This window comes from Syntrophus aciditrophicus SB (assembly GCF_000013405.1).
GTDB lineage: Bacteria > Desulfobacterota > Syntrophia > Syntrophales > Syntrophaceae > Syntrophus > Syntrophus aciditrophicus.
Map to the genome: position 1 here is coordinate 2,138,536 of NC_007759.1, position 14,647 is coordinate 2,153,182.

The 14,647-nt window shown below is 47.3% G+C and carries 15 protein-coding genes; 7 read left to right on the forward strand and 8 right to left on the reverse strand.

Annotation, left to right across the window (positions count from 1 at the left end; genetic code table 11):
* Positions 1-262: 262 nt before the first annotated feature.
* The gene (locus tag SYN_RS09840; RefSeq protein WP_011417957.1) at positions 263-685 is read right to left on the reverse strand and encodes a COG4315 family predicted lipoprotein; all 423 of its coding nucleotides are present in this window, start codon (positions 683-685) and stop codon (positions 263-265) included.
* A 305-nt stretch (positions 686-990) separates the two neighbouring features.
* Here SYN_RS09840 and SYN_RS17075 point away from each other — a divergent pair, with 305 nt between their 5' ends.
* Positions 991-1,098: a DUF4372 domain-containing protein gene (locus SYN_RS17075; RefSeq protein WP_158302962.1), complete on the forward strand. Its 108-nt coding sequence runs from the start codon at positions 991-993 to the stop codon at positions 1,096-1,098.
* 645 nt (positions 1,099-1,743) lie between these two features.
* On the opposite strand, the gene SYN_RS09845 is transcribed toward SYN_RS17075, so the two are convergent.
* Entirely contained in the window at positions 1,744-1,995 is a 252-nt protein-coding gene (locus tag SYN_RS09845; protein WP_011417960.1) for a hypothetical protein, read from the reverse strand.
* A gap of 375 nt (positions 1,996-2,370) precedes the next feature.
* Between SYN_RS09845 and SYN_RS09850 the strand changes: the two genes are divergently transcribed.
* The 6 genes from SYN_RS09850 to SYN_RS15840 all read left to right on the forward strand — a co-directional run bounded on the left by SYN_RS09850 (position 2,371) and on the right by SYN_RS15840 (position 7,150).
* A complete protein-coding gene (locus tag SYN_RS09850; protein WP_041584975.1) occupies positions 2,371-2,796 on the forward strand; it encodes a MarR family winged helix-turn-helix transcriptional regulator in 426 nt (141 codons plus the stop codon).
* Between the two features lie 218 nt (positions 2,797-3,014).
* Positions 3,015-3,938 (forward strand): phosphate acyltransferase, encoded by a 924-nt coding sequence (locus SYN_RS09855; RefSeq protein WP_011417962.1) that lies wholly within the window; start codon positions 3,015-3,017, stop codon positions 3,936-3,938.
* A 1-nt stretch (position 3,939) separates the two neighbouring features.
* On the forward strand, positions 3,940-4,857 hold the full coding sequence (locus tag SYN_RS09860) for a phosphate acyltransferase (protein ID WP_011417963.1): 918 nt from the start codon (positions 3,940-3,942) through the stop codon (positions 4,855-4,857).
* Positions 4,850-5,938: a butyrate kinase gene (gene buk, locus SYN_RS09865; RefSeq protein ID WP_011417964.1), complete on the forward strand. Its 1,089-nt coding sequence runs from the start codon at positions 4,850-4,852 to the stop codon at positions 5,936-5,938. Before SYN_RS09860 ends, buk begins: the two co-directional genes overlap by 8 nt.
* A 242-nt stretch (positions 5,939-6,180) precedes the next feature.
* Complete coding sequence (locus tag SYN_RS09870; RefSeq protein ID WP_041584976.1) at positions 6,181-6,894, forward strand: flavodoxin family protein; 714 nt, start codon at positions 6,181-6,183, stop codon at positions 6,892-6,894.
* A gap of 91 nt (positions 6,895-6,985) precedes the next feature.
* The gene (locus tag SYN_RS15840) at positions 6,986-7,150 is read left to right on the forward strand and encodes an acetyl-CoA hydrolase/transferase C-terminal domain-containing protein (protein WP_011417966.1); all 165 of its coding nucleotides are present in this window, start codon (positions 6,986-6,988) and stop codon (positions 7,148-7,150) included.
* Positions 7,151-7,718: 568 nt separating this feature from the next.
* Here the strand turns inward: SYN_RS15840 and SYN_RS09875 are convergent.
* The 6 genes from SYN_RS09875 to SYN_RS09900 all read right to left on the reverse strand — a co-directional run bounded on the left by SYN_RS09875 (position 7,719) and on the right by SYN_RS09900 (position 14,450).
* Complete coding sequence (locus SYN_RS09875) at positions 7,719-9,416, reverse strand: cache domain-containing protein (RefSeq protein ID WP_158302963.1); 1,698 nt, start codon at positions 9,414-9,416, stop codon at positions 7,719-7,721.
* 617 nt (positions 9,417-10,033) lie between these two features.
* A complete protein-coding gene (locus SYN_RS09885) occupies positions 10,034-10,870 on the reverse strand; it encodes a DUF6159 family protein (RefSeq protein WP_011417968.1) in 837 nt (278 codons plus the stop codon).
* A 210-nt stretch (positions 10,871-11,080) separates the two neighbouring features.
* Positions 11,081-11,383 (reverse strand): transposase, encoded by a 303-nt coding sequence (locus tag SYN_RS16805; RefSeq protein ID WP_158302964.1) that lies wholly within the window; start codon positions 11,381-11,383, stop codon positions 11,081-11,083.
* A complete protein-coding gene (locus SYN_RS16810) occupies positions 11,313-11,480 on the reverse strand; it encodes a transposase (protein WP_158302965.1) in 168 nt (55 codons plus the stop codon). Before SYN_RS16810 ends, SYN_RS16805 begins: the two co-directional genes overlap by 71 nt.
* Positions 11,481-11,819: 339 nt before the next feature.
* Positions 11,820-12,407 carry a pyruvate kinase alpha/beta domain-containing protein gene (locus tag SYN_RS09895; RefSeq protein ID WP_011417972.1) on the reverse strand — a complete coding sequence of 196 codons (588 nt, stop codon included), beginning with the start codon at positions 12,405-12,407 and terminating at the stop codon, positions 11,820-11,822.
* A 324-nt stretch (positions 12,408-12,731) separates the two neighbouring features.
* Positions 12,732-14,450 (reverse strand): pyridoxal phosphate-dependent decarboxylase family protein, encoded by a 1,719-nt coding sequence (locus tag SYN_RS09900; protein ID WP_011417973.1) that lies wholly within the window; start codon positions 14,448-14,450, stop codon positions 12,732-12,734.
* Positions 14,451-14,647: the final 197 nt, after the last annotated feature.

Below are 14,647 nucleotides of genomic sequence, written 5' to 3' on the forward strand. Positions count from 1 at the left end.
GCAAGTTCGTCTACTATTGTCGGTGATAATGCAGCATGAGACGAAAAATTGAGTATCAATTATTTCTACAAGTTACCTGTGGTTTTTGTCTGACAGGCTTTTCACAATTCTGTGAATACAGAACCTCTGCATGTATCATCTACGAAGTAACGACAATGGTGAACGAAAAATATAGAGTATTTGCATTTGAGATAATTGAACATGCGGCTCACCGGAAGGCATTTTTTATGGCCAAACCGGTGAAGCCGATGATCAGAACTTCTTATTTCTTTGGGGGAAAGTTGTCTGGATTTACTACAAACCAGACATTATTAATCCCATGTCCTTTTGTATCCGCTGGGTTGACATCATTAATCCAATAATACAAAGGATATCCTCTAAAAGTGGTCTGTTTTTTCCCATCTTCTCTGGTGATGGTACCGAAGTCATCCTTGGATATGGATGACGGAGGCGCAACGCTCTCACGGTAAAAGATGGGCCATTTTTCGAGACAACCCTTTAAACATGCACTTTTCCCCGGTGTATCCTTTTGATACCAATATAATGTTTTACCTTCCGTGTCAGCCAGATACTTTCCCAACCCCTCTTTCTCGGCAATTTTTACCTCGTGATGCATGGCCAGAGCTATACCTGAAAAAAATACGATGGTCAGAATTGCCAAAAACAGTGAATATGATCGTTTCATTTCTTGTCTCCTCCCTTTTTATTTTTAAAGTCTAACAATCCATCCAATACCTACACTTTATTGGCTTTAAAAGTGTTACAATACCACTTCACTACGGTCCGGAATAACTGTTGATTAAGATTTGTAACTGCTTAATACTTCATGCGAAAAATACCATTCATACTTGTCCTCGACTTGAAAACGCAAAGCGGAATCTGTAACCTTCACCCGAGATATTCTCATGAAGGGAGTGCTCATGTATAAAGGCTCGCTTGTACTCACTCAGGTCATGGACTTTATGCCGATGAAAAATATTAAAACGTTGCTTGGAGAAATACAACGGCAATTTCAGCGTCAAGCATTTCACTTGTCTCGGTCAGTTCCGGATCATGGCTTTTGCCCAGTTGATGTATCGCGAAAGTTTGAGAGACTGAGCCTATCCCCATTGTCAAGACAGAAAACAGGCTGATATGAGGCGCATCGGGAAATTTTTCTGAGAACCTGGTTGAATGATTCTTTGAAATAGACTTCATGAGGGGGCGGATAACTTAAGGCCTGTGAGCTCATAATCGATTTCGCTGCCCAGTGAGTTCTGGAATTGGTGTACACATCAAATGGGGATTGGCATCCAGTTTACTCTGGATTTTGTGTGATTTTCTTTTTGTTGGAAGATCAGCCGCTATTGCCGTCACGTCAATCCGAAGAAGCGTTCCTGATCATTCTTACATAACGCTAAAAAGCAAAAGGCCCATCGCATTGACAGGCCCCTTGTTGTAAATTCGTTGCGCCGTCCGCTTGCCCCTGCCTGCTGATTGCGATTTCTCATCAGGAATTGATCCGGGCCACGGCAATTTTAAAAGATTGCATCCCCCTGATCGCTTGCCCCTACCCCTTCGATGCGCTTTCGACGGAGAATTTTCCGGGCCAGAGGATCAATATAATCATCAAACATGAACAAGACGCTTTTCTTGGCTGCCATCTTATTCTTAGGTTTAATCCCGTTCAATAGGGGTACGGTGATATGATTCATAAAATTCCAATAGAAACATGATGATAAGCTTCACTTAAATCCCGCCGTCCTATGCTGCTCTTTTGAAGTCCAGACTTTTCGATATTACTGTTTGTAACTTCTCTCTGAAAGTATCCACATCGATATCCAATACATTACATACGCCCACCAGAAATGGGTTGTCATCGAACAGGAAGGACGATGCCAGTTTGTCTCTGCCTCCACTTGCTTTCAAGGTTTCCACTGCGTCGAGGGTGATGGTGACCCACAGTCTGTAGGCACCAGAATCACGTCCACGATCAAGGCACGTTAATGTTTGCATTTTTATTCTCCTTTCTGCTTTGCATGTCGTACCTTTAGTAAGTAATTAATTCTGTTTCCCATGACTGCATTTCTTGATTATCATTTTATTGTTGTAATCAATTGGATTCAATGGGGTATCAGTGATAATCATCACTGATATTAAGTATTTGAATAGTGATATTTTTCACTTATTGATCATTTGCGGCTGAGCGTCAGCAATTTTCAACCAACCCGCCTTACAACAATCCTTCCTTCTGTAGTTTGATTATCCGATAACTTTAATTATCATAAACAATGGCAATTCCTTTTACTGCTTGCCTTATAAATATAGTTTGCGTTTTAATTATATGCATGTTAATTAAACATTAATTACAGGTTGGAAAAGGAGGATACATTGCCCTTTAACGATTGTATATGCTTTCAATTGGGTAAAACAGTACGCCAAATAACAAAAGCATACCGCAAAGAACTCAACTCTTATAATCTGACTCATGGACAATTTTTCATGATCATTGCCGTCATGGATGAGGAAGGATTATTGCCCAGCGAACTTGCCGACAAAACCGCACAGGACCGCGCAACTACAACAGGGCTTCTTGACCGTCTGGAAAAAGATGGATGGATTGAAAGAAAACCGGATTCAAAAGATCGCCGGTCTTTGCGCGTTTATCTGACATCTTACGGAAGGCATCACAAAGAATCGATTTTAAAACTTTTTGAAGAAACCAATCACAAGTTTTTAAATCGTTTTACTCAAGATGAGTGGGTTCAGATGCAGAATTTGCTTAACCGATTAGAACAACCAATGGCAAATACCTGATTTCCTCCGATTTGATATCGTTATTAACATGAAGCAGATAACATTCTGAGTCTTGAGCAGTAGCAGGTGCAAGGTCTAATGCAGTTTTATGACGCTGCCTTTACTTTGAGCATGTCGTTTTTTGCGATGTCTTTTTGTGTGGGGAAGCATAGGTCCGACCGGACTTCTCTGTAACCAGGAACTGTTCAATCGATGCGGAAAACTTTTGGAGGTGCCGGATGATCAGATCATTGAGTGACATTTCACGACTTGCACTGGAAAAAGGGCCGAAAAAGCTTGCCGTTCTCGCTCCTGAAGATGAAGAGTTCATGCTTGCCGTAAAAAGGAGCTGGGAAAAAGGATGCATCGAACCTGTCCTGATCGGGGACAGGGACAAGATGGCGCGGGTGGCGGAAACGGTTGGCTTCGATATTTCCAGGTTTGAGCAGATTGTCGAACACGACCGGCAGACCGTTTCCGATCTGGGGATCGGCATGCTCTTTTCCGGGGACGTTTCCGTTGTCAGTAAAGGCCAGATTACCACTTCCTATGTCTACCGTTCGATCATTCGGGCGGAGGCAAAAGCCGCGTCGGGCATGACAGTCACCGTCGTTTCCATCTGGGAGGTTCCGGAGGTCGATCATCTTGTCGGCTTCACGGATTCCGGAGTCAATATCCGGCCGGATTTCAAGACCAAGGTGGAGATTTTGCGGAACGCCGTTTTTCTCTGCCATCTGCTGGGGTATGAAACGCCCGGAATCGCTGTCCTTTCCGGACGAAGGACTTTTGGAGAGGATTTGCCCTCCTATGCCGACTATGAGTCGCTGCGAAGGATGGCCGGATCGGGATGCCTTGGGGATTGCGAGATCCTGGAGGCGACCTCCATCGCCGAAATCTTTCTGGGCGCGGGAGGCCGTCTGAAGGAGTCCGTCAACGAGATCGATCTCTCGAAAACGCCTCACATATTTCTTGCTCCCTGCCTCGATACGGCAAATATCCTGGCCAAGCTCGATCTCGCCATGGATATAAAGCGCTGTTCCATATCCGTGACCTCGCGGGGGGCCGTCTGCATTCCGGCCCGATCGGACCTGAGCAGCGCGATCGAAGATCAGATTGAAATGGGCGTCGTTGTGGCCGACCGAATTCAAGAGGGGGTGAGATGAGATGATCGGGACATTTCAGAAAATGATTGCATCCGCAAGGGGCGGCGTCCGCGCCCGCCTGGCCGTTCCGTTGCCGATAAAGCAGGACCTGGATCTTCTCTGCCGGGTGACCGAAGAAGGGTTTATCCTTCCCGTGCTGATTGGTGATGGCGGGGCAATGGAAAGCCTGGTTAAAAAAAGTCCACTCTCCTCCCTGGAACACGAGATTGTGAATGTGGGAGAAGATCCCGGCGAGGCGCTGAGCACGGCGATAACGCTTGTCCGGGAAGGTCGAGCGGACATCCTCATGCAAGGCGGCATTGGTCAGAAGCCCTTCATGGAGGAAGTCCTCGACGCGAAAAATGGATTACTGAAAAGCAAGACAGCCAGTTATGCATCCATCGTTCAGTTTCAGCGCCGGGAGAAACTGGTTCTTGTGACCGATACCTTCATCAACAATTTCCCGGGAATCGCCGAAAAGCAGATCATCCTGGAAAACGCCCTGGGTCTTGCCGGCATTCTGGGAATGGAAGAACCGAAGGTCGCGGTTATCTCCGCTATCGAGCAGGTGAACCCCAGCATCCCCTCGACGCTCGATGCCGCCGCCCTGGCTAAAATGGCAGAAAGGGGACAGTTTGGGAAGGCTGTGGTTGACGGCCCCCTGGATATGGATTGCGCCCTGAGCCGGGTCGCGGCGGCGAGAAAAAACGTGCGCAGCGTCGTGACCGGCAACGCGGACATTTATCTCGTTCCAGAGATAGAAACCGGCCTTCCCCTCGTCCAGGCCCTCTGTTTTTTTGGCGGGATGAAAACGGCGGGCATGATGCTGGGCGCGAAAGTGCCGGTCATCCCGGATGTTCCTTTCATTTCCGATGAGGAAAGGGCGGCGGAGCTCGCCCTCGCTGTTCTGATGACCCGCAAAGGAGGAAACCATGAATAAGGCCTGTTCCCTGCTTGTGATCAACGTCGGTTCGACATCGACAAAAGCGGCCTGGTTTCAGGGAAGAGAACCGGCGGCCCTGGAAACGATCCGTTATCAAAGCGAAGATCTGGCCCCCTATGCCTCTCTGCGCGAGCAGTTGCCTCTTCGGGAAAAGGGGCTCCTCGATTTTCTGAAAAAGAATTCACTCGATCCGGAAGCGGTCGATCTGTTCATAAGCCGCGGCGGTCTGGGCAATCCGGCGCCGGCAGGCGTTTACCGGATTGACGAGGTCATGTGCGAGGACCTGCTGGAAGGAAGATACGGGAAACATCCTTCGGCTCTTGGGCCGGCGATGGCTCTGAACCTCTCGAAACGATACGGAAAACCGGCCATTGTCGTCGATCCGCCGAGTACCGATGAATTTCATCCTCTGGCCAGGATTTCGGGCCTTCCGGAAATAGAGCGCAAGAGCGTTTTTCACGCCCTGAACCAGAAGGCCGCCGCACGGCGCCTCGCTTCGGACCTCGATAAAAGATATGAAGCGCTGAACCTCATTGTTGCCCACCTGGGCGGCGGCATCACCATCGGCGCCCATCGCAACGGCAAAGTGATCGATTGCACCCATGGCCTGGGAGAGGGTCCCCTGACGCCGGAGCGAGCCGGCGCCCTGCCGACGATGGATCTGATCGACCTGGTTTTTTCTGGAAATAAGGACAGGAAAACGATTTCGGATGCACTTGTGGGAAAAGGGGGGCTCTGCGCCTATCTGGGAACGACCGACGCAACCGAAGTCCTGGGCAAGATCCTGGCGGGAGATGAAAGGGCGAAGTTGATTTTTGAAGCCATGGCTTATCAGATCGCCAAGGAGATCGGCGCCATGGCCACCGTTCTGGAAGGGCGAATCGATGGAATCGTCCTGACGGGCGGGCTGGCCAATGTGGAGATGCTGACGGACTGGATCCGGGGGCGGGTTCAATTCATCGCCCCCGTCTTCGTCTATCCCGGCGAGGACGAAATGGCAGCCCTTGCCGAAGGCGGCCTGAGGGTGCTGCTGAAGGAAGAAGACGTGAAGAAGTATCAGCGGGAGAGCGGATCGTAAGGGTCATAAGGTTTCTGAAGAACAGGCTAAGACGGACGATTGCTGGTTTTTTCCCAAGTCGGGAAGGGTTTTCGATCCGACTCGTAGTCCGCAGTCGCCGAGATTCGAAGGAATAGTAATGAGCAGTCATTATCCGGCGGAATCCGAGAGACGGCAGAATGATGGTTCTTATTATCCGTGGCGCAAGACAAAAATCAAATGCGTTGAATGCAGGCATAACTGTATTGCGGTGGAGGAGAAAGATGAAGGCGCTCATCTTAAACGGAAGTGCAAGAGGTCAAAAGGGCGTTACGGGAACGCTCGTAGAAGCAATCACCAGGGGGTTAATGGAAGCAAAAGCAGGAGTTCAAACCTTTGAAATTCAAAGTCTGACGATATCGCCCTGCAGGGCATGCCTGACGTGCATGCATAAGACTCCCGGAGAGTGTTCCATCGAGGATGATATGGGGCTGATTTACGAAGCCTGCAAGACCTCCGACCTGCTGATTCTGGCGACGCCCCTGTATGTGGACACGATGACAGCCCAGTTGAAAACGGTCATGGACCGCTCGATCGCCTGCATGCAGCCTTTCCTGGTGAAGGATGTCGCCGGCAGGATACGTCATCCCTTTACCTGGCGCATGCCGTCAAGTTTTCTGCTGCTGTCGACTTCCGGCTTTCCGGAGCAGGAAAATTTCCTCCCCCTCATTGCCACCTTCCGGGCGCAGGCGGCCAATTTCAGTTCCCAAGCCATCGGAGAAATCTGCATCTCCGGATCAATTGCACTGCAAATGGAACCGGAACTGCTGAAACGACATCTGACGCTGCTTGAAGAAGCGGGAAGGCATCTGGGTGCAACGGGAAACATCCCCGAAGATATTCTGCAAAACCTCAATACCCCTCCGGTCGGCGTTGATCGGTATCTGCAGGCAACAGCAAAATATGAACAGTGGTGCCGGTCGAAACTGAACATATAGTAAAATAGAGCACAAAATTGCCGAGTTCTCATAAACAAAGCTGGACACTCAGGAAGGGGGCAGAGGTGCAAATAATGTTATAGGAAAGAGAATGAAAAGAAGAGTTGCACTCCTGAAAATCGATCTGACCGGCCAGGCCACTTCGTACTCCATTGGCCGGGGGCTTTACAGCGGCATTGGCAATTTTCAGGATTTCATGCGCGGTGCTTATGGAAAACGAGCCAATACTGAAAACCTTTGCCAAAGGGGGCTTTAAACTGAACTGACATGGATAGATGTCGCATTCTGGTATGCCACTTTTTCCTTGGGTATTCCACTTTCCATGATCCGGATAGGGACACGTCTGGAAGCGGACCTTTTTGAGGAAGCGACCGGCCAACTTGTTTGGAGTTGTAATATTTTTGTCGGAGGGTCGCCGTTTGCTTCGACAATGAAATTCACACCTTTGTCAGAGCGGCTTTTTGACCTTATTGAACCAGCCATCCCAGCAGTTTTAACAGAACCAGTCGAAATAATTAAATAGATGTTCGCAAATCAAAAGTACGATGATCTGCGTTAATAGCACGGAAACATAAATTGGGAACCGCTTCTTATTCAGGGCATTATAGAGCGTCTTAATCATTTACGCTGTTCAGTTTTTCCGACCGGTTTTCACACATACGGGCCCAAAATCCTACTTACGCTGAACCAAGACAGTGCCCGGCTGACCGGTCATCTTAGTTTACGAACTCTTGACTTCCGCTCTTAATCGACCTCGACCGCGAACCGACCCTTTAATTTCCGGATATCCGCTAATTATCAATCTTTTAACATGATGGTATATATCATTCCGAGATAATCCATTTCGCCATACACGGGAACCATAAAGAAAAAGCTTTTCCCCCCTCCATCAAAGGTGCGTCAAAGGATCTTTCTTTTTTATCCGAAAGCGCTTGGAGCATAGGTTCTGATGAAGGTGTCTTCAAGGTCTTCATATCAAAATTGATCAGGCTGCTTTCCTCGGGATATCCATAACGGTTCGTACCTTGGCTGTCCAGCCACTGGATGGAATAAAGTCCTTCATGCTCCGAATAAAAGTCTTTAAATATATTTTTAATCTTTTCACTGTCTTTTCCGGAAAGGGCCTTCTTCATTTCTGTATTATTCGCCAGAGTTCTGAGCGCATCGACGTAAGAAGCATTTCCGGTTTTCACAACGTCTTTACGGGAAGAAAGCTCGTTGCCCGCCCTGACGTGCATAATCACAAGGCGCCATTCAGTACCGTGGAGACCGATGGCGGTCCAATGAGCATCCTTCTTGACCACTTTTTCCGTTCCCTCCCTCCTGAACTCATAGCTGCCGGTACCGGTTTTTTCTCGCGAGATTATTGTTCCTAATGCAGTTAACTGGGGAAATGGTTTATATATCGGATCGTCGAACAGCATCCGGCCAATCTCTTCCTTATCCGCATCGTAGAGAATCCTCCCATCCGTCTGCATCACAAACGCTTCCACAGGCATTCCCTGCAAAACAGGCGGAATGATATGTGAAAAAAGGGATTCCGGCCTGAAAAGGAGGCTTACCGATCCTGAAAGTTCGCCCCGGGATGACAATACGGGATGCTCCAAGTCAACGGCATCAATGCCTTCAACGGTTTTGATCACATTGCTCATGACCGGTTTTTTCGATTCTTTGAGACAGATGACCTGTTCCTGTGCGCTTATATTGCTGCCCGCGAATACCGCATACTTTTCAGGTTCAACCAGCACCATTATCCCGTTACGATCCACGACCGAACAGTCCACCGCATAGGGATAAGACCTGCAGAGGTCTCCGAGCATTTTTCCCGTCCCGGCCGTTTTCAGATCTTTTTCAGAAAGGTTTTTTGCCAGTTGGGCAACATCCTGGTCCATTATATTTAGCTCTGCAGTGATCTTTTTTTCAAGTTCGGATAAAATCGGCGGAAGTTCTACGTCTTGTTGGTCCGATCTTCCGGTAACGATGCCGATGGCATAGACCCAACCGGTCAGCGGTAATTTTTTATAGATCACCGACCGCTCGCCATAAAAATCATAGGTAACCGTTCCCTCAGGATTGGCAAGCATTTCTCCGACAGTTTTCGTCAGGCTTTTGCTGCCCATGTCGGATGGATAAGAGAGGAGAAAGGCCGATACCCTGTGCAGGGAAGTCCGGCCTTGATGATCGAGGGCGTAAAAGAACATGTTCTTAGGCAGCCCCATTTTTTCATCGATCATTCTGCTTATGTCTTCGACCGAAAGAGATGTCCCAAGGGCGCCGATCACTTTTCCGTTCTTCTGAATCGGGACCGCAACAATGACGGTCCGTTTTCCAGTGGATTTGCTTATGACGAGATCTCCGGAGATGTCTTCACCTGCCATGAGCCTCGGGAAATAATCACGCTCCCGGAGGTTGAGATCGGTCAAGCCCTTTTCCAGCGTATAGTATGTGCCGTCCGGCCGCACAAACCATACAGCGGCGGCCTTTATGCCGCTTTTGCTGAATTCGGTCAGCAAACCGCTCATATTTTCCCATTTTCCACTCCGGGGCCTCTTCGGTAACCGATATGATTTTAAGGCCACGCAGAACGCTTTCGACATGCCCCTCTCCAAGCGCGGCAAAGGAATTAAGAAAAAGACGCGTACTGGCCATCTTTGTCCCGCCCCGGTCCTGAACAGCGGAAGACTCTTCGGCCGCCATCGCGGGCAGGGAAAACACCGACAATAATGCAGACAATAATAAAATCATTTTTTTTGCTTTCTTGAGTGTTTTCATGGCGCAACTGCCTCGTTGTTTAATAAAGTTTGCCATGGTATTGCCTTTTGACAGTCGGATCATAAGGGCCATCCTTCAACTCTGGCTTACATTTGTTGATTCTCTTAATTAATTATAATTACAAGATGATAAAGTTTAAAGCAATCGTGATTGTTATGATTTAATGCTGTAAAAATAATACAAAAATAAAATAAACATGTGCATTAACTCGGCAAGGGTCGGGATTAGCCCATATTTCTCAGAAAAACTTGAATTACTGCTTGAAAGAGTGGATCTATATCAAAATAACTGGATGCTCAACTACAGGAAGAATTCCATTATTAGAATCAAAAACCCTCCCTTATATATTTCCCAAAGATATATTCCTTTAAATTTTTCGAATAAGGGCTTTGCGCAACTGTTCCTGGTGAAATCCTTCCGGAACATTGCCAAAACGGGCAAACTGATAAAGAGCAGCCTGGAAGATTCCCTGGAGGGCGGATTGAAAGACGGAAAGCACCACGAGATAAACTACAGCGACGCCAATCAGTGTGAGAGCCAGAGGCCCATTCCCCGAGTAGATCCCTGCCGCCAAAATAAAAAAAGCAGGTAAAGTCATCACGGTAAAAACCAGGCCGAAGCTGAAAGTTCCGATGAGCCCCTCTCCCCACGTTTTTTTCAAAAGCTTAACCGAGTCCCCGAAGGCAAAATAGGGGTCTTTGTTTTCATTAACCAGAATCGGAATAACCAGGTAACTTGCCGCACTCCATGCCATGCCCAGAAATCCGGTAAGAACTCTGCCGACGAAGTTTGACCGTCCCTGGATCATTCTGAGAATCACTCCCACAGTCGCCGAGATGAGAGCCCATATAATAATTTTGAAAATTCGGGTGAGGGCTATGCTGATCCCATCAACCAAGGTCGGATCACCACCGTTCATCCTGACCGTTGCGCATGCGACAATAGCAGAGTTAAAAAAAATGATGATAAGGTAGCTCAGGAAATAATAGACAAACGACATAATCAAGAAAGAATCTCTGTCTTCCTGCATGGCACGTTGCGTCCACGTGGGATCATGAGCAAAGAAAACAGGAATAAAAAAGGAAGCGGCGAGCATCATCATGGCAATGCCGGAGACAACGGGGATAATCAGGATTTCCTTATCTTTTTTAAGTAATTCCCACGATGACCCCATTATTGCAAGTGAGGTTTCAAATCTACCCATGGCACCCCGCTGTATGACAATAAATGACTTTTATTTCGATAATTAATTGAGAAAAATACTCTTTAAGGGATGTAATGTCATATGTCAATCGTCAGATAACCACTGAATTGTTGCAAAGAAAAAAAACAAACATTGAATTGATTATTAATCATTACCATTCGAAATGTTGCAAGAACTGGAAAATTAGAAAAGTTACATTACAGTCAACTATCAAGAATTCATCTGTGGGCAAAAATTTGTCCGCCCTGTAAGCATGGCATAGATGACACGGATCAATTGATGTGCAGTTGCCAATACCGTCATTTTATAGGGCAATCCCTGCACCCATAGTTTAAGATAATACGTCTTGAAAACATCGTTGTAATAAATCACGGTTGTTGTCATCATCCATATGGTTCTCCTCAGATGACCATTTCCACGTTTCGTAATCCTGCCGTTACCTTCAATGTTTACCTGATTGGTAAACAGCCGGATCCAATCCTGCCATGGCAATGATTTTCCCGGAACGTTCATACTTATGAACATCGTCACCCATCTCAATGAGAAAATTTACAACGGTTTTGCTCCCGATGCCTTTTATGGAAGTTAGAATGTTGATAACGTTTTCCATCTGCATCCGGATCATCTCAATCAGTATGCCGGTTATCTCCTCCAGTGCCCTTTCAAGGTGAAGGAGCAGAGACACATTTTGTTTGAGAATGATTTCCTTAGCTGAACTTTTGGTATCGATTGATGAACGTGCGGCCTTGATCAGCTCTGCGGCAAACTCCTCTCTTTTTATGCCTATAGGAATTTGCGATCAGCATCTCAGATAATTGGCCAAGGTCTGCATCTTTAAGGGCAATGGCAGAAGGATATTTCTGTACAAGCTTCAGCATGGACTTCGTAAAGACAGAAGGCAGCAGACCGATTATTTCTCTTCACTTGGATTTCTCTATATACATCCTGTTTAAAAGGACTGCGGCTTGCAGATCAATTCCCTGACCTTGAGATCAAAAAACTGGAAACTGTTGGCAGGTCTGATGACCAGAGCGGTATCAGCCCCGCTGCCTGTACCGCCCACGGAGATGATGTCTTCATCCGTGCGGACAAGCCCTGCGTCCGCAGCCATCAAGGCCAGTTCAATAGCGACTTTCGTTCCTTGCCCAAAGACTCGCAGGGTGAAGGCCATGATTTCATCAATCTGGTAAGTGCCAAATTTATTTCTTATGGCACGCCCCAAGCCTCCAAAAGCATGTTGGGCTGTTAAGACAGGCACGCCAAGGGTTTCCAGTTCCTTGCGTTTCTGATCGGTCATCTCCTGAAAATCAGGTTTAGCAAAACCAGTTACGTGTGAAACAGCAATCAGTTGGATGGATGTTTTCAATATCTTTTTTGCTTTCAATGCCGTTTCACCACTGCAGGTAGCCACGAGGACTTTCCCTATAGACAATTCTTCCGCACGGCTGGCAACAGCTTCAAGCACTGCTTCGGTATTTTCATTACCAGAACGGGAAAAAAGACGGCAGGAAACATCATGATAAGAAAATTCGTCCATGCAGATAAATTATCCTTTCGTTAGAGACTGATACTTTTTGAAAAACGGTTTTCCATTTACTGTGCTGCATATTCACTCTTAATCCTGATCTAAAAGTCGCATGAATCTGCGGGACTTTATGTGACCTTTCTTGACTTGACAGACACCAGACACCGTCAACGCAAGTTATCATTTTATCTACAAGTCCTTAGATTTCAATATGTAATTGAAGTGAGGATTACATATTGTAACCAATATTGCACAAGAGGCGACGCAAGCACACATCACATGGACTTCAATAAGCCGAGAACGAAGCCGAGAAAGATATCGATTGATGCAAATGGATTATACATCTATTAATTTATTACAAATATGCAGGGTCTTGCGCAACAGATTTCTGTCTTGCCATATCTGCTCGCCCAGTAAACGATGCTCAACCAGAATCTGTTCGAGCATATGCGGCTCAGTATTGGGATTGATCGTAATGGCTCTGAGCACTACGATCTTACGAGGGCTATAACGTGTCGATTCCAGACGTGTGCGTGACACAAAGGAGGTGTCGCGCACACGGATCTTCTTGTGTAGTTCGACATTGATCTCATTGACTACGTTGTTGATCTGCGTAATCTTTTCCGCATTGGCTCGGGGATCCAGCATGAGGCGATCAAGCATCTCCCGGAGTTCCTTGGGTACGAAACGATAGTTGATAATGAAAAGCTCAGGGGTGTTGAGCAGCTCGAACTGCGGATCATTTTTAATCAACGTGATAAAGATATCTTGCAAGCCGCAGGCATGCAGGAAGATCAGTTCATATCCCCGCCGTCCGATGATCTTCATGGCCGCCCAGGGCTTTAGGCAGGCGAACGGCCGGGGCCCTTCCAAAGTAAAGCGTCCCAGATCCACTGAGCCCTTGCGGATGATGTAGTTTGATGTGTGGTAGAGCTTAAGAGAATCATCGATATTCTTGAAGAGACAGATTCCCATGGCATTCGGTGAGAAGAGCAGCTTGTGCGCATCAAGACTCACGCTGTCGGCTTTGTCGATCCCGGTGAAAAGTTCGCGTCCGTTCTCCATGAGCAAAGCCCCACCGCCCCAGGCCGCATCGACATGATAGTGCGCGTTGAGCTCACGCGCCACACCGGCCATTGCATCCAGATTGTCGATATTGCCGGTTTCGGTCGTGCCGGCAATTCCCACCAAGGCGAGAAACCTTGACGGCTTGCCGACGCGTTTATCTTCCTTCCGTATTTTCTCTATAGTCTGCCAGAGTTTATCGATATCGGCCTTGTTAGTATAGGGATGCACTGGCGAGAACACCACGCCCTTACTTCCGATTCCCAATATGCTGCCGATCTTACAGATAGAATAATGGCCGCGTCGTGAAACCAGCACGAGTGCCTGGCGATAGCCGTAATATTCCAGAGACCGCGGCAATCCTTCGTTTCGGATGCCTTCAAATCTTTTGCCGTCCGGTGGGAAGGCTTTTGCCACTGCTAAGGCCAGGGCTGTCATGTTGGCAACTGTTCCATCCGAGGTGATGTTGCCGAGCGCAAAGCGATGATTCTGGATGTTCTTTTTATAGAACTGCGATGGGTTCTGGTAGACAAGGCGGTGCATCCAGCAGAGAAACTCCCGCTCCACAAAGGTGGATGCCTTGGCACTTTCGATCTTGACTTGGTTCTGGTTTAGGCTTACAGCGATCATCTCGAGCAGGATCATAAAGTATGGGATTGCGCTCGTCATGTGGCCAATATAATACGGGTTTGCAACCTTGACTGAATGATTGATGATGTTGCCTTTAATCTCTTGAAGGACATCTCGGATCAACATCTGATTTTGGGGTATGTCTATATTGTTGAAGATCTTGGCGAGTTTCTTGAGGGGTATCTCTGAATGAATCCCACCTTTTTGCTGGAAGAAATCGTGAATCATGTCCAGCAGAAGGTCGCCGAACTCAATGAACCGGTCAGATGAATTCGGCATGATAAAGAGTTTGTGCATATATTCCAGGGTGGTCTCGATCTTTCTAGGAGGCGGTATATTGTCTGTTCTCAGTGAGTTCATAAACCTGTTCCTCCCTTTTCTGTTCGGCTATTGTGACATTTACCATAATTGAGACCGATCATAGAAGGGAATTAAAACATTCTATGCTGACGAAACTGAAATTTTCATCGTTCTGACCCTTGTTGCCGAGGAAATGAGATATAACCGAAAGTTGTGAACAGGATAGACAGAAGGCGTATCCTCCAAACGTTTAAACC

Coding starts and splice junctions, on each gene's coding strand:
- SYN_RS09840 (WP_011417957.1), bottom strand. CDS start 685: ATGAAACGATCATATTCACTGTTTTTGGCAATTCTGACCATCGTATTT.
- SYN_RS09845 (WP_011417960.1), bottom strand. CDS start 1,995: ATGCAAACATTAACGTGCCTTGATCGTGGACGTGATTCTGGTGCCTAC.
- SYN_RS09855 (WP_011417962.1), top strand. CDS start 3,015: ATGATCAGATCATTGAGTGACATTTCACGACTTGCACTGGAAAAAGGG.
- SYN_RS09860 (WP_011417963.1), top strand. CDS start 3,940: ATGATCGGGACATTTCAGAAAATGATTGCATCCGCAAGGGGCGGCGTC.
- buk (WP_011417964.1), top strand. CDS start 4,850: ATGAATAAGGCCTGTTCCCTGCTTGTGATCAACGTCGGTTCGACATCG.
- SYN_RS09870 (WP_041584976.1), top strand. CDS start 6,181: ATGAAGGCGCTCATCTTAAACGGAAGTGCAAGAGGTCAAAAGGGCGTT.
- SYN_RS15840 (WP_011417966.1), top strand. CDS start 6,986: ATGAAAAGAAGAGTTGCACTCCTGAAAATCGATCTGACCGGCCAGGCC.
- SYN_RS09875 (WP_158302963.1), bottom strand. CDS start 9,416: ATGAGCGGTTTGCTGACCGAATTCAGCAAAAGCGGCATAAAGGCCGCC.
- SYN_RS09885 (WP_011417968.1), bottom strand. CDS start 10,870: ATGGGTAGATTTGAAACCTCACTTGCAATAATGGGGTCATCGTGGGAA.
- SYN_RS16805 (WP_158302964.1), bottom strand. CDS start 11,383: ATGAACGTTCCGGGAAAATCATTGCCATGGCAGGATTGGATCCGGCTG.
- SYN_RS16810 (WP_158302965.1), bottom strand. CDS start 11,480: ATGGAAAACGTTATCAACATTCTAACTTCCATAAAAGGCATCGGGAGC.
- SYN_RS09895 (WP_011417972.1), bottom strand. CDS start 12,407: ATGGACGAATTTTCTTATCATGATGTTTCCTGCCGTCTTTTTTCCCGT.
- SYN_RS09900 (WP_011417973.1), bottom strand. CDS start 14,450: ATGAACTCACTGAGAACAGACAATATACCGCCTCCTAGAAAGATCGAG.